General features: G+C 67.9%; 15 protein-coding genes and 3 pseudogenes. 10 read left to right on the forward strand and 8 right to left on the reverse strand.

All coding sequences use genetic code 11. The features are described from left to right. Positions 1 to 864: 864 nt before the first annotated feature. From EES42_RS35890 to EES42_RS35900, 3 genes are all read right to left on the reverse strand, one after another. On the reverse strand, positions 865 to 2,139 hold the full coding sequence (locus tag EES42_RS35890; RefSeq protein WP_124722407.1) for an MFS transporter: 1,275 nt from the start codon (positions 2,137 to 2,139) through the stop codon (positions 865 to 867). Continuing rightward, positions 2,136 to 3,227 (reverse strand): PLP-dependent cysteine synthase family protein, encoded by a 1,092-nt coding sequence (locus EES42_RS35895; RefSeq protein WP_124722408.1) that lies wholly within the window; start codon positions 3,225 to 3,227, stop codon positions 2,136 to 2,138. Before EES42_RS35895 ends, EES42_RS35890 begins: the two co-directional genes overlap by 4 nt. Before the next feature lie 150 nt (positions 3,228 to 3,377). Then, the gene (locus EES42_RS35900; protein ID WP_124722409.1) at positions 3,378 to 3,785 is read right to left on the reverse strand and encodes a hypothetical protein; all 408 of its coding nucleotides are present in this window, start codon (positions 3,783 to 3,785) and stop codon (positions 3,378 to 3,380) included. Positions 3,786 to 4,515: 730 nt separating this feature from the next. On the opposite strand from EES42_RS35900, the gene EES42_RS35905 reads away from it, so the two are divergent. From EES42_RS35905 to EES42_RS35915, 4 genes are all read left to right on the forward strand, one after another. Next, entirely contained in the window at positions 4,516 to 5,049 is a 534-nt protein-coding gene (locus EES42_RS35905) for a GrpB family protein (protein ID WP_124722410.1), read from the forward strand. 154 nt (positions 5,050 to 5,203) lie between these two features. Continuing rightward, positions 5,204 to 5,632: a transposase family protein gene (locus EES42_RS46750; RefSeq protein ID WP_241196813.1), complete on the forward strand. Its 429-nt coding sequence runs from the start codon at positions 5,204 to 5,206 to the stop codon at positions 5,630 to 5,632. A 24-nt stretch (positions 5,633 to 5,656) separates the two neighbouring features. Beyond that, complete coding sequence (locus EES42_RS46755) at positions 5,657 to 5,956, forward strand: hypothetical protein (protein WP_241196814.1); 300 nt, start codon at positions 5,657 to 5,659, stop codon at positions 5,954 to 5,956. A gap of 204 nt (positions 5,957 to 6,160) precedes the next feature. Continuing rightward, positions 6,161 to 6,985 (forward strand): MBL fold metallo-hydrolase, encoded by an 825-nt coding sequence (locus EES42_RS35915; RefSeq protein WP_124722411.1) that lies wholly within the window; start codon positions 6,161 to 6,163, stop codon positions 6,983 to 6,985. A gap of 303 nt (positions 6,986 to 7,288) precedes the next feature. Here the strand turns inward: EES42_RS35915 and ltrA are convergent, their stop codons facing one another. Continuing rightward, on the reverse strand, positions 7,289 to 9,058 hold the full coding sequence (gene ltrA / locus EES42_RS35925; RefSeq protein WP_124722412.1) for a group II intron reverse transcriptase/maturase: 1,770 nt from the start codon (positions 9,056 to 9,058) through the stop codon (positions 7,289 to 7,291). Between the two features lie 727 nt (positions 9,059 to 9,785). After that, positions 9,786 to 10,748 carry a reverse transcriptase domain-containing protein gene (locus EES42_RS35930; protein WP_241196815.1) on the reverse strand — a complete coding sequence of 321 codons (963 nt, stop codon included), beginning with the start codon at positions 10,746 to 10,748 and terminating at the stop codon, positions 9,786 to 9,788. A gap of 582 nt (positions 10,749 to 11,330) precedes the next feature. Between EES42_RS35930 and EES42_RS35940 the strand changes: the two are divergent. Next, positions 11,331 to 11,732: pseudogene (locus tag EES42_RS35940) on the forward strand (transposase family protein); the annotation flags it as partial. 700 nt (positions 11,733 to 12,432) lie between these two features. Then, positions 12,433 to 13,233 carry a DUF6585 family protein gene (locus EES42_RS35945; RefSeq protein WP_124722413.1) on the forward strand — a complete coding sequence of 267 codons (801 nt, stop codon included), beginning with the start codon at positions 12,433 to 12,435 and terminating at the stop codon, positions 13,231 to 13,233. A gap of 121 nt (positions 13,234 to 13,354) precedes the next feature. Here EES42_RS35945 and EES42_RS35950 read toward each other — a convergent pair. After that, positions 13,355 to 13,498, reverse strand: a pseudogene (locus EES42_RS35950) (transposase); the annotation flags it as partial. A gap of 130 nt (positions 13,499 to 13,628) precedes the next feature. Between EES42_RS35950 and EES42_RS35955 the strand changes: the two are divergent. Continuing rightward, positions 13,629 to 14,156, forward strand: a complete 528-nt coding sequence (locus tag EES42_RS35955) for a hypothetical protein (RefSeq protein WP_124722414.1) — start codon at positions 13,629 to 13,631, stop codon at positions 14,154 to 14,156. Positions 14,157 to 14,321: 165 nt separating this feature from the next. On the opposite strand, the gene EES42_RS35960 is transcribed toward EES42_RS35955, so the two are convergent. Continuing rightward, positions 14,322 to 15,461, reverse strand: a complete 1,140-nt coding sequence (locus tag EES42_RS35960; RefSeq protein ID WP_124722616.1) for a GDSL-type esterase/lipase family protein — start codon at positions 15,459 to 15,461, stop codon at positions 14,322 to 14,324. 70 nt (positions 15,462 to 15,531) lie between these two features. Next, a pseudogene (locus tag EES42_RS35965) lies at positions 15,532 to 16,081 on the reverse strand (YciI family protein). Positions 16,082 to 16,649: 568 nt separating this feature from the next. Here EES42_RS35965 and EES42_RS35970 point away from each other — a divergent pair. The 3 genes from EES42_RS35970 (at position 16,650) to EES42_RS35980 (ending at position 19,539) form a co-directional block, all read left to right on the forward strand. After that, positions 16,650 to 17,461 (forward strand): IS5 family transposase gene (locus tag EES42_RS35970; RefSeq protein WP_124722415.1). Its coding sequence is split into 2 segments (ribosomal slippage): positions 16,650 to 17,004 and positions 17,004 to 17,461, totalling 813 coding nucleotides; the frame shifts between segments, so codons are not numbered across the junction. A 330-nt stretch (positions 17,462 to 17,791) separates the two neighbouring features. After that, a complete protein-coding gene (locus EES42_RS35975; protein ID WP_124722617.1) occupies positions 17,792 to 18,748 on the forward strand; it encodes an ATP-binding cassette domain-containing protein in 957 nt (318 codons plus the stop codon). Then, positions 18,745 to 19,539, forward strand: a complete 795-nt coding sequence (locus tag EES42_RS35980) for an ABC transporter permease (RefSeq protein WP_124722416.1) — start codon at positions 18,745 to 18,747, stop codon at positions 19,537 to 19,539. The genes EES42_RS35975 and EES42_RS35980 overlap by 4 nt, the downstream gene beginning before the upstream one ends. Positions 19,540 to 19,541 lie beyond the last annotated feature (2 nt).

The raw sequence follows: 19,541 nt of genomic DNA on the forward strand, positions 1-19,541 counted from the left end.
CCCAGGAACGCGATTGCGGAAGCTAACGCTCCTCCGGCGAAGGGTGCGATCAGCACTGCCGCGCGGTGCGAGAGGCTAACGGTGGAACTGGTCGGAGGCATGTCAATCATCCTTGCTTGTTCGAGGGGGTATCTGTCCGGTGACAGTGGACCTTGACCTATTGCCGTCACAGTCTGCCCGCCGGTGCTGACAGGAACTTGCTGCGCCGAAGAGTTCAGACCCCATCAGACAAAGAACCAACCTGATCAGTACAAGCACGTTGATCACCATCCCGGCTTCGAGCAGGTGACTGCGTCCGTGTCGCAGGAGAAGGCGGCTGCCGAGCCACACTCCGTACGCTGCCAGACTGGCCGACGCGAACAGGACGACAATCTGCAGGGGCCGTCCAGCCTCGTTCTGCGTTGCAACGGCGATGGCGATGTAGGCCGGGAACATCTGCGGAAGCCCCAGAAGCCATGTCGTCCGTACCTCGGCTGTATCTGGGGTGGCCGGGGCTGGAGCCGGGGCCGACGTGCGGGACGGGTAGCTCGGTGGGGAGGGGGCCTGCATCTGCGCCTTGGGGAGTGGTGGCCTGTGCCGGTGGGCTGGAACGCAGACGGAGGACTCTGGACATCAGCTCAGCGAAGTCCGGGTCCGCCTGCAATTCGTCAGCGAGCACGGAGCAGACGATGCTCGCTGGGCAGGTCGGTGGCGGGGTCCGGGGAGCGGACGTCTTGAACCTCGTTGAGAGACACAGGGGTTCATGGTGGGGGCGAGGACATGAGGAACCGGGCCGGCGGCCCCCTCCTTGGGGAGGGGCGCCGGTTGGTCGTGGGAGGGATGGTCGGCGGCAGGCGGGGCTGGCGCACCTGCCCCGCCGTGTGGCTAGCCCGGGGCAGGTACGGGCTCGGTCGTGGTCAGCCGGCCGGTGCGGCTGAGAGCTGTGAGTGCTGCGGCGCAGCCCCCACCGACCAGGGCGAGGATGAGCCAGGGCAGGGCCGGATGGCCGGCGGTCCGTGCGGTGTCGAGCAGGGCTCCGGTGGCGAGGTTTCCGAGTGTGATGCCGATTCCGCAGACGGTGTTGTAAAGGCCGTAGTGCGTGGCCACCCAGCGGCCGTCGGCCAGGGAGACGATGGTGTCCATCTCGAACGGGTACAGCACGGCGGTTGCCACGGCGAGGAGCCCCGCACAGAGCAGCAGCGGGGTGACGGCGAGGGCATCGGTCCAGCTGTGTTCCGCCTGTGGGTGGCCGACCGTGAGCAGGGGCGGGAGGAAGGCGACCCCCATGATGGCCGTGCCGGCGGTCAGGCAGCGGGCCGGTGTCCAGGTGCGTTTGCACCAGGCGGTGATGCGGAGCTGGCCGATGAGGGCGACGAGTCCTGAGACGACGAACAGGGCGCTGGTGGCCGTGGTGGCGAGGGCGCCGTCGCCGGTGAGGCGTTGGGTCTCCAGGGGCAGGGCCAGGTACACCTGGAAGGACAGGACGTAGGAGCCGGTCATGGCGAGGGCGAAGAGCCAGAACGGCCGGTTGCGGAGCACGGTGCCGGCCTGTTCGCGCAGGGCGGGACGGTCGTCGCGCGCAGTTGCGGCGTTCTCCGGAAGGCGGCGCAGTTGCAGCAGGGTGAGGGCTGCGAAGAGAGCCGAGGCGACCGCGCAGGTGGTGGGGAAAGAGACCGAAGTCAGGGCGAGGCCGAGGAGGGGGCCGAGCAGGATGCCGGTCTGGTAGAAGACGTTGAAGAGAGCGAAGGCGTCGACCCGGCGTTCCCCGGCTTCTGCGGCCAGGTAGGCCCGTACGGCGGGGTTGAACAGGGCCCCGGCCAGGCCCGTGGCCGCGGAGGCGGCGATCAGGGCGGGCAGGGATTCGGCGAAGGCGAGGGCGGCGAAGCCGGCGGTGCGCAAGGTGCAGCCGGCGATGATGAGGGGCTTGTGGCCGAGGCGGTCGGCGAGCATGCCGCCGATGAGGAACATGCCCTGCTGGGAGAGGTTGCGTACGCCGAGAATGAGGCCGACTGCCCAGGTGGCGAGCGCGAGGCTGCCGGAGAGGTGGGCGGCCAGGTAGGGCATGAGCATGTAGAAGCCGAGGTTGATGGTCAGCTGGTTGATCAGCAGCAGCTGAACCGTGGTGTCGAAGGAGCGGTACTGGCTCCAGGTGTGCTTCACCGGCCGGCTCCGGCGGAGACGCCGGCCGCGGGCATGGGGTCGGTCACGTTGGTGCACCGTGTCCAGCGGGTCACCTCGCAGTCGAAGGGGGAGGTGACCACATCCGGTTCGGCGGGCGGGGTGGGATCGAGGAGTTGGTTGGTCCGGCAGTAGTCGTCGTTGAAGACGGTGTCGAAGTAGCGGTGCGGGCCGTCAGGGAAGACGGCCGCGATCCGGGTGCCCTCGGGGTGGGTGCGGGCGATCCAGCCGGCGACGAGGGCGACGGCCCCCACGCTCCAGCCTCCGGTGGCGAACTGGCGTTCCGCCAGGCGGCGGGCGGACCAGACCGCTTCGGCGGGAGCCACCCAGTGGACTTCGGTGAAGGCGCCGTAGTCGACGTTGCGCGGGTAGATCGAGGAGCCGAGGCCGCGCATCAGCCGGGGTCGGGCCGGCTGGCCAAAGATCGTGGAACCGATGGTGTCGACGCCGACGAGCCGCAGCCCCGGGGTGTGCTGGCGCAGGCCGCGGGCGATGCCGGCGGAGTGGCCGCCGGTGCCGACCGCGCACACCAGGATGTCGACGTCCCCCAGCTGATCGGCGAGTTCGTCGGCGAGAGGGCCGTAGGCGGCGACGTTGTCGGGGTTGTGGTACTGGTCCGGGCACCATGAGCCGGGGTACTGGCCGAGGAGTTCCGTGACCTTCTGACGGCGGGCCTCCTGCCAGCCGCCTTCGGGATGCGGTAGATCGACGATGTGGAGTTCCGCGCGGTGGGCGGCCAGCATCCGCTCCATGATCGGTTCCAGACCGGGGTCGGTGACCAGGTGGACCGGGTGCCCGTGGAGGACGCCGGCGAGGGCGAGGCCCAGGCCGAGTGTCCCGGAGGTGGACTCGATGACGGGGGCACCGGGACGGAGGTCTCCGCGTTCACGGGCCCGGTCGACCATGTACAGGGCGGCCCGGTCCTTGATGCCGCCGAGGTTGAAGCCTTCGAGCTTGGCCCAGAATCCGCGCGGGGCGCGGGCGAAGGGTTCGTCGATGAACAGCACGGGGGTGTTGCCGACCGCCTTGAACACGGTGTGCAGGGAGGCGGGCAGGGACAGTTCGGTCATGGTGCGGGTGTCCTTCGTGCGGCACGGCGCACCGGCGCACCGCCATGGGCGGCACGGGACGGTGTCAGGTCGTGCGGGGGTGGAGGTGAGCACGGAGGCGTCCAGGACCACGGCGGCATGCTGCCGTGTGGGCGGGGAGGCCGGGGCTGGTCACGTCCGGGTGACGCACACCCTGCAGAGCAGGGCACGGCCCGATCCGACCGCGGATGGGGCGGTGGACGTGTACGCAGCCGCGGTGCCGATACCGGCTGCGGGCGGAACCACCAGTGCGCCGGAGCCGATTTCGTCCGGGGCGCCCGGGGCGCGGAGTTCCGGCGCCGGGGTGGCGACATGCTCGTCGTGGGCGTGGGCGCACGGCAGGTCCTGATCGGGACAGCCACCTGTCACCACGGTGCTCGCGGCCGTCGCGCGGTCGGGGACGGCGGCGCGGTGGTGCCCGCCGCTGTCACACACGCTGAACAGCAGCGCGACCAGGGCGGACGCCACCAAGGCGACCACCCAGGCGACGCCGAGGCGGCGGTCACGGGACCACACGAGATTCCACACAGTGACGTTCACGTTACCTTGCGTGCCCGAAGGGTGTGTGGCGGTAGGGCCGATCGAGAGGGATGGGAGCCGTCCTGGCGTTGCCCGCAGGAAGAGCGGGCAACGCCCTGTGGCTGGGATGCGCCGTCATCAACACCCGCGTGGATCGTCAGAAGGAGTGAATGTCGGGCGCCAGGCTGCCGTTCGGCGTGCCGTCGGCCTGGCGGACGGGGTTACCTCGTTCCCGGAGAGTGTTCAGGAAGCGACATGCCCGGCAGCCGGCAGAGGGAACTCGCGGTGACGCGGGCCGAAGTTGAAGAATGTCCGTAGGTCACGTGCGTGTGCCGCCTGGGTATCCATGGAACGTGTGCCATCCAGACCGAGAAGTACCTAGTCAAGGCGACGCCGGACCCGCAGGACCCAGCCCAGGGCGCGGCGGTGGCCTGTCGTGATCGACCGGCGGTGCGCCCAGATCCATCTCCCCGCGCAGGTGTGAGAAGTGGCCCGCTTGCTGGACCGCTACAACCGCCTCGCCAAGGAGACCCCCGAAGCGGCTGAGGGCGAGCATGCCCAGGCACCGCTGGAGGCCTGCCGCGCGGCGCTGAAAACGGGATTGTCGGCCATCGAGGGCCAGATGGAAGCACCACATAGGACACCGCCATATTGCGTTGGAACGTGCGGCCGGGGGTAACGGCTTGGTACGCGATAGCCGGGGCCGTCAGAACGATTCGATGGGCCCTGGCGACCCTGCGAGACTGCCGGTATGACTGGCACGATCGTGGTCGGCGACTACGACCCCCGATGGCCCGAGCGGTTTGAGGACCTGCGGGAGCGGCTTGCACCTCATGTCGCGGACCTGGCTGTATCCATCGAGCATGTCGGAAGCACAGCCGTGCCCGGATGTGCCGCCAAGCCGATAATCGACCTCGACATCGTGGTGGCCGAGGACGCCACCATGCCCGCGCTGATCTTCCGGCTCACCGAGCGGGGCTACCGGCACGAAGGTGATCTGGGGATTCCGGGGCGGGAGGCCTTTCAAGCCCCTCCTGCGGCTCCCGAACATCACCTGTACAGCGTGGTCGCAGGCTCCAGACCCCACCTCGATCACGTCTTGCTCCGTGACTACCTACGTCAGCGGCCCGATGAAGTCCGGCGCTACAGCGCGTTGAAGGTGGCCCTTGCACAGCGGTTCCGTGCCGACAGCCAGGGCAGGCGGGACTACTCGAGGGCGAAGAGTGCTTTGGTGGAGGAACTGGTCGCGAAGTCCTACGTTGCTCGGGCCGCCGGAGAACGGTGACATGACGGTGGCAGCACGGGTTGGTGATGTCGTGACGCATTACCGAGCCCGTGCGGTCTTGTCTCATCCTGCCTTCTGCGGCCTTGAGCGTGCACATCTCGGCGTTCTGATCGAGGAGTTGGCCGACCCGTGGCTGGGGCGGTGTGGGTCCGAGTTGCGTGAGCGTCGTGGAGGAGAGCGCAAGCGGACCGCCGGAGCCGGGCCGGATCACAAGCTGGTCTTCACCGACAGCGTCCTGGTCACCGTGATCCACCTGCGTCTGCAGATGCCGCACGCGGCACTGGCAGGGCTCTACGGCGTCTCCCGCCCAACCGTCACCTGCGCCATCCACGAGATCCGCCCGCTGCCGGCTGTTCGCGGCTTCGCCGCCCCCGACCGGCCCGGCATCCGCCTGCGCACCCTGGCCGATGTCTTCGCCTACGCCGAGGCCGAGGGTGTCGAGCTGCGCATCGACGGCACCGAGACCCAGGTCCGCCGCCCTTGGGCCGGCCGCCCCGGCCGCAAGGCGCTCGTCTCCGGCAAGAAGAAGCAGAACACCGCCAAGACCGCCACCATCAGCGACGGCTCGGGCCGCCTGCTGTAATCCGGGGCCGACCGGCCCGGCAGAATGCACGACCAGACCGCGATGCGCACCGAAAGCATCGCCGAGCAGCTGTGTCTGCATCCGCAGGTCAAGGCGAAGGTCGACGAGGGATACCGGGGCCTGGCCAACGACTTCCCCAACCAGGTCCAGGCACCGCCACGCAAGCCGAAGGACAAAGTACCGCTGGGTGAGAACTACGCTTGGCGCGAGGCGCGCCGACGGCAGTCCTCCGCGCGGGGATCTGCGTGGAGCACAGCATCGGCGAGGAGAAGAAATGGCGGCCGCTCCAGCGGCACCTCGGCTGGCGCGAGTCCTACGCTGTGAGCGTTCACGGCTTTCCCCACGACGAGTGAGCCTATTCCAACCTGAAGTGCCATCTCAGGGGCCTCAGCTGACACGGGCTCAACACTGAAGAAGCCTCCGTGGACGGTCTCGCCGTAAGGAGTCGCCATCACACACCCCCGTCCGGTTGTGTTGATGTGCGCCAGACCCTCTGGCAGGGTGCGGACATCAAACGGGGAGGGACCCATGCTGAAGCAAGTCGCCGAGGGTGTGCTGATCCACCAGAGTGAGTTGCTCGAGAACAACACCGTTGTCGTGCAGGGCAGGGACGGCGTGCTACTCGTAGACGCCGGGATTACCGGTGCCGAAATGACCTGCTTGGCGAACGACCTTCGTGGGCTGGGCCGGCCCGTGGCGGCAGGGTTCTCGACGCATCCTGATTGGGATCACGTGCTCTGGCACGCCGAACTTGGCAAAGCGCCTCGTTACGGCACAGCCCGCTGCGCGGACTTTATGCAGGATGTGTTGTCGAACGTGGACTGGAAGGCCAGCGTAGCCGAGGGGCTGCCGCCAGAAATCGCCGAGAACACACCGCTCGACCTGTACGGCCTCATCACTGGTCTGCCTGCTGAAACCGCGCAGCTTCCTTGGGACGGCCCCAAGGTGCGGATCATTGAGCATCCGGCGCATGCCCCGGGCCATGCGGCCCTGTTGATCGAAGAACGCCGAGTTCTCATCGCCGGCGACATGCTCTCCGACGTCTTCGTTCCCATGCTCGACGACACCGATAACCCGATTGAGGACTACCTCGTCGGGCTAGGGCTGCTTGAGGGCGTAGCGGACGACGTCGATGTCCTCATCCCCGGACATGGGTCCGTCGCCAGGAATGATGAGGTACGCGCAAGGATCAAACTGGATCGAGCGTACGTGGAGGACCTACGTGACGCCCGGGTTTCCAGCGATCCACGGGTCGCATCTCCCAAACCCGGCTGGGAGTGGGCAAGCGACATTCACGAAGGGCAGGCCCGAAACCTCGCCCGACGAAGCAAGCGCGAAGGGACGCCTGACTAGAGAGCTGCTCCCGCCACAAGACGCCCCTGCCAGTGAGCCTCTTCTAAGCTGGCGGCGCTGAAGGCGAGTTGGACCGTGCTGCGCAACGAAGATCTTGTCCTTCAGCTGCCGGATGGGCCTCTTGGCGATGAAGGTGTAGACGTACCACTTGTTCGAGCCTCGCTTGCGGCGCCACTGGATGTGGAACCGTCGGGTAGCGGGGACGCATTGCTGCGTCCCCGCCCCCTCAGAACCGGGCGTGCCCGCTTTCCAGGCACCACGGCTCAAGCAAGCCCCGAGGACGGCGAAGTTTCCGCGTCGGCATCATGGCTGGTGCACCGCCTTTCCGGCAAGGATCTGCCGTCGGCAGTGCGCGTGGAGGAGCCGGTAGAAGGTCCGGTTCTGGCCGTCGACCTGTTCGACGATGTGCTGCTTGGCCAGCACTCGCCGGACGGTCATGAACCACTGTTCCCACTCGCGTGGGCTGCGTGGCTCGTGCTCGGCGTGCAGTAGGAATTCCCCGCATGCTGGACAGCGTCCGCCTTGGCTTCGCAGAAGCCGGGCGGTGTGCTCGTCCACGGGCGGGGACTTCTTCTTGCGCCGCCGTTCGGTCCAGTACTCGGCCAGGGCGGGGTCATCGGGAGATGCTCCGCCGAGGACCGGGACATGCCGGACGATCTTCGTCCAGGCGAACTTGGTGAGGTGGGCGCCACTATCGCGATCGCCGAACACCCACCGGTCCTGCCGGGACTTGTGGAACTTGCCGAAGTACCGGGTCGCAACCCAGCCTCTCGACTTGTTCGGATGCGAACGCCTGGCCCACCGGTAGGTGAGGTGCCAGACGTGATGGTCCAGGTCGGTGAAGACCCGGCCCGAGACCACGCTCCGGTAGTAGGCCGACCATCCCCGGACGACCGGGTTGAGCCGGAACACCACCGCGGCCGCGTTCGCGCCGTGCATGGAACGCACGTCGGCGCTCAGCCGCTTCCGGAGCCGCTTGACCGACTCCTTGCTGGGAGTGATGAGCAGCTTTCCGCTGCCCTGCCGATCGACTCGGCGGCGGATGTCGAAGCCCAGGAACGAGAACCCGTCCTCAACGTGGACGATGCGCGTCTTGTCCTCGTTGAAGCGGAGTCCTCTCGGCTCCAGCCACGCCGTGAGACTGGCCTTGACCTGCTCGGCCTGCTCGCGGCTGTGGCACATCGCCACGTAATCGTCGGCGTATCTGACCAGCACAGGGCATTCCTTCACCGTCTCAGCGCCACTGTGTGCGCTGGGCCGGTAGCGGACCCCTGCCGCGTGCTCCATTCCGTGCAAGGCCACGTTCAGCAGCATCGGGCTGATCACGCCTCCTTGAGGAGTTCCCTCCTCGGTCGGTGTGAACTCGCCGGACGCGATCACGCCGGCCTTCAGCCAGGCCTGGACCATGCCCCGTGCGGGGAAGGTGTCGAGACTGTCGAGAAGGTGATCGTGGTCGATCCGGTCGAATGCCCCGGCCAAGTCCGCGTCCAGGATCCATCGGCGCTTGCTGCGGTTGCCGCAGAGCGTCTTGAAGATGACCTCGATCGCGTCATGGCCTGCCCGTCCGGGCCGGAATCCGTAAGATCTCGGCTCGAACCGGGCCTCCCACTCGGGCTCCAGCGCGTTCTTCACGCGTGCTTGCTGCACGCGGTCCGCGAGCACCGGAATTCCCAGGGGACGCTGTTTCCCGTTCGCCTTCGGAATGTAGACCCGCTTGACTGGCAGGGCTTTGAGGGGTGATGCATGGCGGTGCAACCGTTCCGCCAAGTCCCCTCGATCGCGGGAGGTCAAGGCGACCTCTCCGTCGACGCCCGCCGTCTTGCGGCCAGCGTTGCGCTGCGTGACCTGCCGCACGCTGACCAGCGTGTTGCTTCGGCTCCGCAGCATCAGCTTTTGCAGATTGCGGACCTTCTTGAGGTCCCCGTCCTTCGTCGCCTTGAAGATCCTCTGCCTCAGTCGCCGTACGTGGTCCTCGTGGGTGCGCCAGTTGATGGCGTCCCAGTCGGGGGCCGCGTCCTCCGGTCCGTTCACTCCGAGGGCCGCCATCGCGAGAGCGAATGCGTGTGCCGTCATCTGTGTCCAACTTGTCCTTCGGTTCCGGTACTTCAGCTTTGGTGCATCAAAGGCTCACCCGGTCCACGTCAGCTCCCTTTCGGGCCAGGCAGGTGCCTGTATCCGGCCGGTTATGCGAGACGACCGCGAAGGGTGCGGCCTTGGTGTCCCGGTTTCCCGTCGCCTTTCGGCGTACCGGCATTGGCTTCTTGGACCGTCCTGCTCCCGCCGGGGAGTTGGGCCTCCCTCACGGTCGGCTTACCGGGACAAGTCCCGGACCCCGACGGGGTTTTCACGTTCCGCATGGTCGAGTTCCGACCGGGGTGGGCGCTCTCTGTACCCCGGGGCGGCGGTGTTCTGCGCGGCTGGCTCCTAGTCACCAGCCGCCGCCTGCCGTTTCGCAACGGCCAGCCCTGCCCCCAGCGGTTCATCCCATCTCCGGGGGTATCGATGTCGAGGCATCATCGAGAGTTCGCGTGTACTCGCCCGTCCGGTCTTCCCCTTGCCTGTAGCTCCCGGATGGAGCGGGAGCCCTTGGGCGTCTTCCCTGAGCTTCGCACCCTGCCGTTACCAGCAACGCACGTCAGAGCGGGGACGGATCTGTGAACACTTATCCGGAGCTACGCTGCTGTCATCGGTCTCAGCCCTCCAATCAGCGCGCTCGCTCGAACCATGCGACATCGTGTCGCACCAAGGAAGTCGAACCCGTCCGACATGTGCACGATCTGAGTCTTGGCCGGTGACAGCCTCAACCCGAGAGGGTGCAGTACGTCGGCGATGTCCTCGCGCAGGCGACGTCGTCACGGCTGCCGTCGACTAGGACGACGAAATCGTCCGCGTAGCGGACGATGCGCCAGTTCGCGCGGCCGTGGAGGCGATGGTGTGCCCGCCTGCCTCTGGTGGACATCCTCCCACCCGGCTCCCACGGCTCCATCACGTGCTCGTCGAGCGCGGACAGGGCGATGTTCGCCAGCAACGGGGAGAGGATGCCGCCCTGCGGGGTGCCGGTGAAGGTCTCCTCGTGGCCGCCGCCCTCAGTGAGGACGCTGGCTTTGAGAAACGCCTTGACCAGCCGCAGCACGCGCTTGTCCTTGATCCTCGCGCGCACCCGGTCCATCAGGGCCGTGTGGTCGATGGAGTCGAAGCACGCCTCGATATCCGCGTCCAACACCCAGCGATAGCCGCTGGTGCCGTAGCGGTGGATCTCGGCGATCGCGTCGTGTGCGCGCCGCATGGGCCGGAAACCGTAGGAGACCGGCAGGAAGTCGGCCTCGAAGATTGGCTCCAGCACCAGCTTGAGGGCCGCCTGGACCACCCGGTCGGAGACGGTCGGGATACCGAGCTTGCGTACCTTCCCGCTTCCGCCGGGTTTGGGGATCTTGCGTTCGCGCACCGGTAGCGGGCGGAATTCACCCGTCTTCAGTACGCGTTGCAGGTCCTCCAGATAGCCCGGGAGGCCGAGTTCCCGCTCAACGTTGACGACAGTGAGGCCGTCGACGCCCGGGGTCCGGGCTCCCTTGTTGCCCGCGACCCGTTCGAACGCCACGAGCAGCGTCGCCGGGTCGCATACGAGGTTGAACAGATCGTCGAACCTGCGGCCGTGATCGGCCGCCGCCCAACGGTGAAGCTTGGTCTGCATTCCCGATACCCGCTGGTGAGACCCCAGCGGGGCCTCGGGAGCACCGCTGTTCAGCGGTGCGTCTTTCGGCATTGCAGCCTCCTTCCCTTCTCGAAACCGCTGCCGCCCTTTCCCATGTGCCGGGCTCTCCCCGGCTCGGAGTACTACGGCGGCTCCGCCCCGCCCCGGCTCGATCGGCCGACGATGGACCCAGCCCTCCGCCCGAGCTGGATGCGCGGCAGGAGGGCGGAACCGGGACGGTTCCCGTGTTCGCTCGCTGTTCGATTGTCGGAGTAGGAGCCCGGCTATGCCCCCGCGGCTACCCCGCAGCACTTCACCGTGGCCTTCCCGCGCGACCGAAATAAATCACCCGGGAAGTTCCCCGCCAGCCGAATATCCAGCAGGGACGCACCGCATCCGGCCCTCATCCACCAGGTTCGAGCTGGCGTGCCTTAAGGAGGCGTAGACGCCGGTTCCTCGCGTACTCCTCTCCGTTTCGCTTGCCGGACCCGCACCATCTGGCAGTGCTGGTACGTCCCGGCTTTGTCGGGGCTGCTTCCCGCCCTCCCCGGCACCTCCCGGTTCAGGCTGCCCCCAGCTTCAACCGCCCTGCTGCGACAGGACGATGGTGGTGGTCTTTCACCTCCACTCGAACAACGAGCGCCTCACGGCGCACATTCCGGGAAGCACAAACGCCACGGCATGAACGTCCAGATCCTCACCGATCCGTTCGGACGGCTGCTCTGGGCCTCGCCGGCTCTGCCCGGCTCGACCCACGATCTGACCGCCGCCCGGCAGCACGGGATCATCGACGCCCTCGCTTCAGCGGGCCTCAAGTGCTGGGCGGACAAGGCGTACCAAGGAGCCGGTGGGCACGTCCGGGTCCCGTTTCGGGGCCGTCGCCTCAAGCAGTGGAAGCGCCGCCACAACACCACCCACGCCAAGATCCGTTGCCTTGGCGAGCAGGCCATGGCCACCCTCAAGGGCTGGCGGCTCCTGCGGAAACTCCGCTGCGGCACCAACCGCATCACCAACGTCGTGAAGGCAGTAGTCGTCCTTCACCACGCATCAGCGTGAGGTTGGAAAACGCTCATTGAGTGAGGCGCCGACGGACAGCGTGACCGTCTCGACGGCCCACGTGCTGTCCGAACCCACCGGTGCCGCCACGGAGGCCGTCCATCCCTCCCCGACGAACCCCGAGAGCCGGACGTACGAGGCCGCAGGGCCATAACGCCCCAGCACCACTGGCACGAGCAGCACCCGCTCAGAACTGGCCCCGCCCACATACCTGACCGCCGCCATCAAGGGCGCGGCGCCCTCCACGCCGTGCACAACAAGTTCCAGGCTGTGCCCAGGCACGGAGTCCCCGTGCCTGGGCACGAGGAACCGGGCAGTGCCGTCCGGGGACGATGCCTCCAACAGCACGGTGTCGCCTCCCGCGGCGGCCAGGCCGCCGGCCTTCGGAAGCTCCGGGAGAGGAAATCAACCCGGAGTAAGCGTGCGTGCCCCAGCCCGTGTGCAGGGTCAGGCCCAGACCGTGGTGGCCGACGCCGGCGTCTGCCTTGCCGAGCGAGCGCCGCGGGACGTCGTTGGGCCGGGGACGGCGACGAGAGCGGGGGACCGTCCCGGCCCGAAGGCGCGGGACCATCCGCATAATTGATGCGCCGGGCCGGGGCACGCTCTTCCCGTACGGGCTCCTCTCCCCGACAATGGCCCTCAACTGTCTGGCCTTGGGGGGCTTGTGTCGGATCGTGGTTCCACTCCTGTTCCACCCACCATGCGCAGAGTCGCGCGGGAGTTCGAACTCGGGTCGCGCCAGGGGCTGGTGTGGACCGAGCCCAAGCGCTTTCCGTGGATCGTGGTGCTGCTGCCGGCACTGGTCGGACTGCCGGTGCTCTGGCTGGGGATTTCGGCCGCAGTGGAGGGCCAGCGGAGCCATGGCGCCTGGTACTACGGGCTGCCGCTGCTCATCTTGGGGACCGCCATAGTCGCCGCAGCCGGGTATTTCCTCTTCCTCGCGCTCACGAGACGGCAGGCGCAGGTCTGGGTAGGTCACTACCAGCACGGAATCGTCCGGGAGGTCGCCGGGCACGTGCCGGAGGCGTACTCATGGGACGAGATCGACGGCATCCGGCGGAGCAGCACCAAAGTGACGAACGGGATCACCAGCGTCACCACACACGAACTCTGGGTGCGTCCCCGTGAAGGCGCCGAGATCACGGTGACCGACGCGTACAAGGGGGTCGCACGGTTCATCGACGAACTGGACAAGACATTCACGCGCGTACGGCTGCCGCAGGACAGGGACCGGCTGAAGGCGGGCGAGCGGGTCGACTTCTTCGGGGCCCACCTCGATCCCGCCGGTGTCGGGTACCTCGACCACCGGATCAGCTGGCGCGAGGTCGACCGGGTCACGGTGAAACAAGGCTGGCTGGAGATCCATCGGCACGGCTACGGAAAGCCGTGGGCCAGGCTCCCCGTAGAGATGGTCCAGAATCTTTCGGTCCTCCTGGCCCTCGCCCCAAGGATGTGCCAGGAGGCTGCCGGGAAACGGCCGCGACCAGACGATCCCGCCTGATCCGGCGAAGGCCGGCGCCCCGGCAGCAGGTCTGGATCAACGAACCAGCACCCCGGCGGTCACCCGGCTTGGGAGAGGAACTACTTGCGCCTCTCGAACAACGGCATTGGCCGGTGTCAACGACATAGCGGATCCCGTCGACGATCTCGCGTCGCTGGTGCCTCTCCGGCCGGCACCCGGTCCGGGTCTCGCAGCCAGGCTCGAGTAACAGCGGTTCGATCAGGGCCCATTCGGCGTCGGAAGTGTCCGAGGGATAGCGGGACACATCTTCTCCCCCGCGAGGAACGGTCGGGCACTGGTAATGAGGTCGAGGGTGGATCCGGCAGTACCGGCTGACCGCCGATCACCTGGAGGACCACTTCACCCGGTGGCCTGCCGACGAGCAGGCCGGGCTCATGCTGGGCGCGTTCTCCTCCTGTGGGGACGCCGCCTACCATGCGCACGGCGATGCGCTGACGGAGCGGCAGGCGGCGGTGGCCGGCCCGGACAGCTGGCCGTGGCAGAGCTGGCTGGCCTCGACCAGGGCGGAGCAGGGCCGGGTGTGCGAGGCGTACGAACTGGCCGACTGTGCGCTGGTCCTGTATCCCCGCTCGGGTGTGGCCGCGCACGCCCTCGCGCACGCCGAGCACGAGCTGGGAGGCGGCCGAGCCTCGGCCGACTCCCTCGACCAGTGGCTCCGGGCGGACCCGCAGGCGGTGCAGTCACGGCACCTGGAGTGGCATGCCGCGCTGCAGTCCATCGCCTGCGGTGACTCCCCGGACGCGCGTCGGCGGGCGGATGCGGGCAATGACGCGTACGGATGTGGGCATGCGCGCCGCGACGCACTGGCGACTGCTCCTGGCCGGACAGACACCGGCCGGTCAGAGCGGGCCACCCACTCGCACCCGATTCTGTCCACATCGCGGTCGAGGCGCAGCCCGTAGCCAGGTTCCCCCCCTGCGCACCGGACTGGCGACAGAAGCTCGCGCAGCGGCGCAGTTGGGAACGCCTCCTGGCCGCCGGCCTCCTCGCGGTACCTGCCGTCCGGCGAATGCCCAGGCCGGCGGCCCAGTTCGAAGCGCATTTCGACGCCGGAGGTCAAGAAAAGCTCAGCGGAAGGGACCGCCGGTCGCGAAGGCGTGGGCAGCAAAGCGCTCGCCCATTCGGCGGTACGCGGCGGCGGTGGGGTGAAGGCCGTCGGCCAGGTCGTCCGCCTCATCCGGTCCGATCAGCGCTCGTCCGTCGAGATAGTGGAGGTGTGGATCAGACGCCCGTCGTGCCGCAGCGATCCGGGCCAGCTCGGCACGGACCACCGTCAGCGACAGTGCGCCGCCGGCCACATCGGCCGGGTCGCCCAGGGCAGTGATCCTCCCGTCCGGTCCGGTCTCGGTCGGGCCGGGAACCTGCTCAAGGGCCGGACAGCTCACCGGGGAGATCAACAGCAGCGGGGTGTCTGGGTGACCGTCCCGGATCGTGTCCAGAAATCCGTGAACCGCCGGGCCGAACGTCCGCAACCGGAAGGCGGACAGGGCCACGACGTTGATGCCCAACTTCAGACTGATCAGGTCGGCGGGCGTGTCACGGATCGTCCGGGCGACATAGGGATCCAGCAGCGCGTTGCCCGCCTGGCTGAGGTTGATCACCTCCACTCCTCCGAGCGCGGCTGCCACCACCGGCCAGGTCCCGGTCGGGCCGTCAGCCTCGATGCAGTGGCTGATGGAACTGCCGTGGTGCACCCAGCGGTGCCGCCCGTCCGGCAGCGGCGCCAGTACGTCGCCGTCAGCGCGCAGTGCCACCAGTTCCGTCGGGGTCTGCTGCGGAAGCCACAGCTCGACGTTCTTCATCCCGGCCGGCAGTCCGGCGAACCGTACGGTCCCGGGCTCGCCCGGGACGAGTCGCTGTACGGCTCCGGGGCCCGCCATCCGCAGCACGTTGCCCACCGGCGCCTGCCGACGCCCGGCCAGGGCACCGTCCACCAACAACTCCAGCATCCCGGTGGGGCGAGGGCGGGGGTCGGTGTCGAGCTGGCCGGTGGAGGTGAGTACCTCGAACTCCAATGCCCGCGCATCGGTGCGGAACACCAGCCGCACCCCCGAAGGCATCACGGTCGCGCCGTAGACCGACGGGTCCTGGTACTGCTCCCTGGTCCACGCCGGCAACCGGCGCGGCATCACCCCTGCCGCTGTGGTCTCTATGTCCAGCGCACCCCATATCTCCACCGGCCCGCCCACCAATGGAACCGCCCGCATCGCCACCGTCACCGCCCCCGTCCCAGATCAATGCGCTCCGCAGATGGCATCGGCCCGGTGCCTCCGTGGTTCATCGACGCCTGCCGAACTCCCAGTCGTGGACCTCGATGTCCGCGTACCGGTCCGGAGGCAGGGCGGCGCGTGCCGTATCCGGGTTCGGGGCCCTGAGCAGCGCTGCCGTACCCAGCCATGTGTCGCCGTTGTCGGACAGCAGCGGCCCGTACGCGATCAGCTCGTCCTGGTCGGGCGGCAGGGCGAGGTCTGCGGCCAGGCCCTCGCCGAGGCCGAGCACCAGGTACCGGTTGCCACCGCTCCGGCCCACCGGGGAAATCCCCCAGGGTGCGCCCCAACACGTTGCGCCACCGGTGCAGCAGCACGTCCCGGTACGCACCGGCCTGGTGGTTGGGCACGTCGAAGGCGGACGCACGGACAGCTGCGGGATCGGGCAGATCGACGATGTGCACGCTTCCAGTGGGCGTTTCACCATCATCGGCGAAGGTCGGACCGCGAGCGGTCAGCTCCTTCGCGTACCGGTCCATGCAGAACCAGTGCTCCTCCAGCAACTTCTCGCGTAACGCGAGGGAGCCCAGCCGGTCTTGGTGGTAGCAGAAGTACTCCATGACCACAGACTCTTCCTCACCAAGGGCACCATCTCAACCGGCTCCGTCGCCAAACCCCCCGCGTTCCGAAAGAAACAGCATTCCGCCGAACGGCGTAGCCACCACGGCTGCGCGGTCTCGGCCAAGTGGCATGCGCTGCTCTGCAGCCGAGTGACAGAGACCGCGTCCGGCCCCGCGATCCCGAGGACGCCGCTCCGCCGCGGTCGGACATCTCACTGCCGTTTACTGGATCAACCGCCCGGCCGGACGCCTCTACATGCTGGACATCATCTGGCTCGGGTAGCCCATGGCGACGCTCTGCCTTCACCACGGCCACGCCCGTCATCAGGTCCCTGCAGGGGGCGAACGGTTATCCGAGGGCGTGCGTAATGCGTTCTCGGGGATCGACGAAAGCCCTGTCCCTGGTCGTCGAGCAGCATCCCGCGTCACCTGACGCCGACCCCGGCCGGCCCCCGGCCGGGACGAAGTCGCCGTGCTCGCCACCGACTCCGCCGCACTCATGGACCCCCGCCTCAAAGCGATCACCAAGTGAGCGCTTCTTATGGCGTTGTCGTTCGAAGAACGGTGCATGACGGATCTGGTTGAGCGGCTGGTGCCGGACGAGTTGTGGGTGCTGTTTCGGCGGGTGGTGCCGCCGACGGAGATGAAGCGTCCGCAGGGTGGGGGCCGGCGGCGGGCGGGCGACCGTGAGGCCCTGGCCACGATCGTGTTCGTGGCGACGTCTGGCTGCACGTGGAGGCAGTTGCCTCCGGTGTTCGGTCCGTGCTGGCAGACGGTGGACCGACGTTTCGCCCAGTGGAGCCGGGACCGGGTCTGGGCGAGGCTCCACCGTGTCGCCCTCGACGAACTCGGCGCCCGTGGCGAGCTGGAATGGTCCCGGTGCGCAATCGACTCCGTGAGCCTCCGGGCTGCAAAAGGGGGCCACTGGCGGGACCGAATCCGACCGACCGCGGCAAAGCAGGATCGAAAATCCACCTGATTGTTGACCGGAACGGACTGCCGCTGTCGCTGGGTGTCTCCGGCGCGAACATGCACGGCAGCCTCGGCCTTGAGCCACTCGTGCGTGGCATCCCGCCCATCCGATCCCGGCGAGGCCCACGCCGCCGAAGGCCCGGCAGGCTCCACGCGGACAAAGGCTACGACTACGACCACCTGCGCGGATGGCTCCGCAAACGCGGCATCCGACACCGCAGCGCCCGCAAAGGCATCGACTACTCACAGCGGCTCGGACGCCACCGCTGGGTGGTCGAGCGGACCGTGTCCTGGCCGGCCGGCTGTTGGCACCTGCACCGCCGCTACGAACGCAAGGCCGAACAATTCCTCGCCCTCGTCGGCATAGCCGCCGTACTCATCGGCCATCGCCGTCTCACACGCAGTTGACGGACTAAAACACTTCAGACAGGGCGGTTGCGATCCAGAGCCCCACCAGAACCCACCCTCCTCCCACCAGACGAAACGTCCCAGCTGTAGCACTCCCTGTCGGGAGGATGAGGGAAAAGTTATCGAAGAGTCGATCTGCGAGGTTCCACAGGTTCGCCAAGAGGCAGAATTGATCACAGGGGGCGTAGTTCTTGAGTTACCAGAGATCGGCCCGCTCGCACGACAGCCGACTGGCCGGTGTGGAGTCACAGGCCGACGTCTCGGGGGTGCGAGGCCATGTAGCCGCAACAGTTGACCCTGCCGCAGGGGCAACCTCTCAGCATGGTTGGCATGACGACGAGAATCAATGCGATCGAGGTCGCCGGGCTACGCAAGTCGTACGGCGACCATGAGGTAGTCGCCGGAGTCGACCTGGCCGTCCCCGCAGGCACCGTCTACGCCCTGCTCGGGCCCAACGGGGCCGGCAAGACCACCACAGTCCGGATCCTTTCCACATTGCTGCCTGCAGACGCCGGTGAGGCTCGGGTCGCCGGGTACGACATACAGCGCGAGGCAGACCAGGTGCGTGCGTCGATCGGAGTGACCGGACAGTTCTCGGCCGTAGACCAGCTACTGACCGGGCGGGAAAATCTGCGGCTGATGGCCGACCTCGGTCACCTCGACCGTAGCCATGCGGAGAGCGTGGTAGCGCAACTGTTGGAGCGGTTTCACCTGGCTGAAGTTGCCGACCGGCGTGCGGGGACGTACTCCGGCGGTATGAAGCGGCGGCTGGACCTGGCCATGACCCTGGTGGCAGGGCCGCGGCTGATCTTTCTCGACGAGCCGACCACCGGCCTCGACCCGCGCAGCCGCCGTGACCTGTGGGGGATCGTGCGGGAGTTGGTGGCCGACGGGGTCACCGTCTTCCTCACCACTCAGTACCTGGAGGAGGCCGACCAGCTCGCCGACCGGATCGGTGTGCTCGACAAAGGACGGCTGGTCGCCGAGGGTACCGCCGCCGAGCTGAAGCGGCTGGTCTCCGGCGGTCATGTCGAGCTTCAGGCCGCCGACGGTGAACGACTGGCCGAGCTGGCACGCCAGTTCCCCGAGGCGAACCCGAACGCCGCGGCGCTGACCCTGACCCTGCCGCACGACGGCAGTCTCACCACGCTGCGACGGCTGTTGGCCGGAATCGGCGACGACGCGGTCACCGGGCTCGCCGTGCATACCCCGGGCCTGGATGACGTGTTCCTGGCTCTCACCGACCACTCCACCGCCGGCGATTCTCCCGAGGAGGTGCCGGCATGAATACCGCGACGTATGGCGTCCGCGATTCGGCGACCATGCTGCGCCGCAACCTGAAGCACATGGCTCGGTACCCCTCGCAGACGCTGATGCTGATCGGCCTACCGCTGCTGTTCCTGCTGCTGTTCGTCTATGTCTTCGGCGGCACGATGGGCGCCGGTCTGCCCGGAGCCCCGGCGAGGGACCGCAGCGACTACCTGACATTCATCACTCCCGGGGTCCTGACGATGACGGTGGCAAGCGTGTCCATCAGCACGGCGGTCTCGGTCGCCACCGACATGACAGGCGGGATCATCGACCGGTTCCGAACCATGGCCATCGCCAAGGTCTCGGTGCTCACCGGCCACGTCCTGGGCGCGATGGTCCAGACTGCGCTGGCACTCGCAACGGTCTTTGGCGTTGCGTTCCTGCTCGGTCTGGAGACCGCCACCTCGGCGATGCAGTGGTTGGGTCTGATCGGTCTGCTCGCGCTGTTGTCGTTCGCGATGACCTGGTTCACCGTGGCTCTGGGGCTGGCCAGTCCGAACCCGGAGGCCGCGAGCAACCGGCCGATGATCTTCATCATGCTGCCGTTCGTGGGCAGCGGGTTCGTGCCGGTCGAGTCGATGCCGACCGGGCTGCGGTGGTTCGCGGAGTACCAACCGTTCACGCCGGTCATCGACGCTTTCCGCAGTCTGCTGGCCGGATCGCCCGATGGTTCGGACGTGCTCCGGGCCATCGGCTGGTGTGTGGTGATCGGGCTGATCGGCTACCTCTGGTCACGGCGTCTCTACCGGACCCGGGCTGCGAACTAGGG

This window comes from Streptomyces sp. ADI95-17 (assembly GCF_003846175.1).
Lineage (GTDB): Bacteria > Actinomycetota > Actinomycetes > Streptomycetales > Streptomycetaceae > Streptomyces > Streptomyces sanglieri.

Coding starts and splice junctions, on each gene's coding strand:
- EES42_RS35895 (WP_124722408.1), bottom strand. CDS start 3,227: ATGACCGAACTGTCCCTGCCCGCCTCCCTGCACACCGTGTTCAAGGCG.
- EES42_RS35905 (WP_124722410.1), top strand. CDS start 4,516: ATGACTGGCACGATCGTGGTCGGCGACTACGACCCCCGATGGCCCGAG.
- EES42_RS46755 (WP_241196814.1), top strand. CDS start 5,657: ATGCACGACCAGACCGCGATGCGCACCGAAAGCATCGCCGAGCAGCTG.
- EES42_RS35915 (WP_124722411.1), top strand. CDS start 6,161: ATGCTGAAGCAAGTCGCCGAGGGTGTGCTGATCCACCAGAGTGAGTTG.
- ltrA (WP_124722412.1), bottom strand. CDS start 9,058: ATGACGGCACACGCATTCGCTCTCGCGATGGCGGCCCTCGGAGTGAAC.
- EES42_RS35930 (WP_241196815.1), bottom strand. CDS start 10,748: ATGCCGAAAGACGCACCGCTGAACAGCGGTGCTCCCGAGGCCCCGCTG.
- EES42_RS35945 (WP_124722413.1), top strand. CDS start 12,433: ATGCGCAGAGTCGCGCGGGAGTTCGAACTCGGGTCGCGCCAGGGGCTG.
- EES42_RS35955 (WP_124722414.1), top strand. CDS start 13,629: ATGCTGGGCGCGTTCTCCTCCTGTGGGGACGCCGCCTACCATGCGCAC.
- EES42_RS35960 (WP_124722616.1), bottom strand. CDS start 15,461: ATGCGGGCGGTTCCATTGGTGGGCGGGCCGGTGGAGATATGGGGTGCG.
- EES42_RS35975 (WP_124722617.1), top strand. CDS start 17,792: ATGACGACGAGAATCAATGCGATCGAGGTCGCCGGGCTACGCAAGTCG.
- EES42_RS35980 (WP_124722416.1), top strand. CDS start 18,745: ATGAATACCGCGACGTATGGCGTCCGCGATTCGGCGACCATGCTGCGC.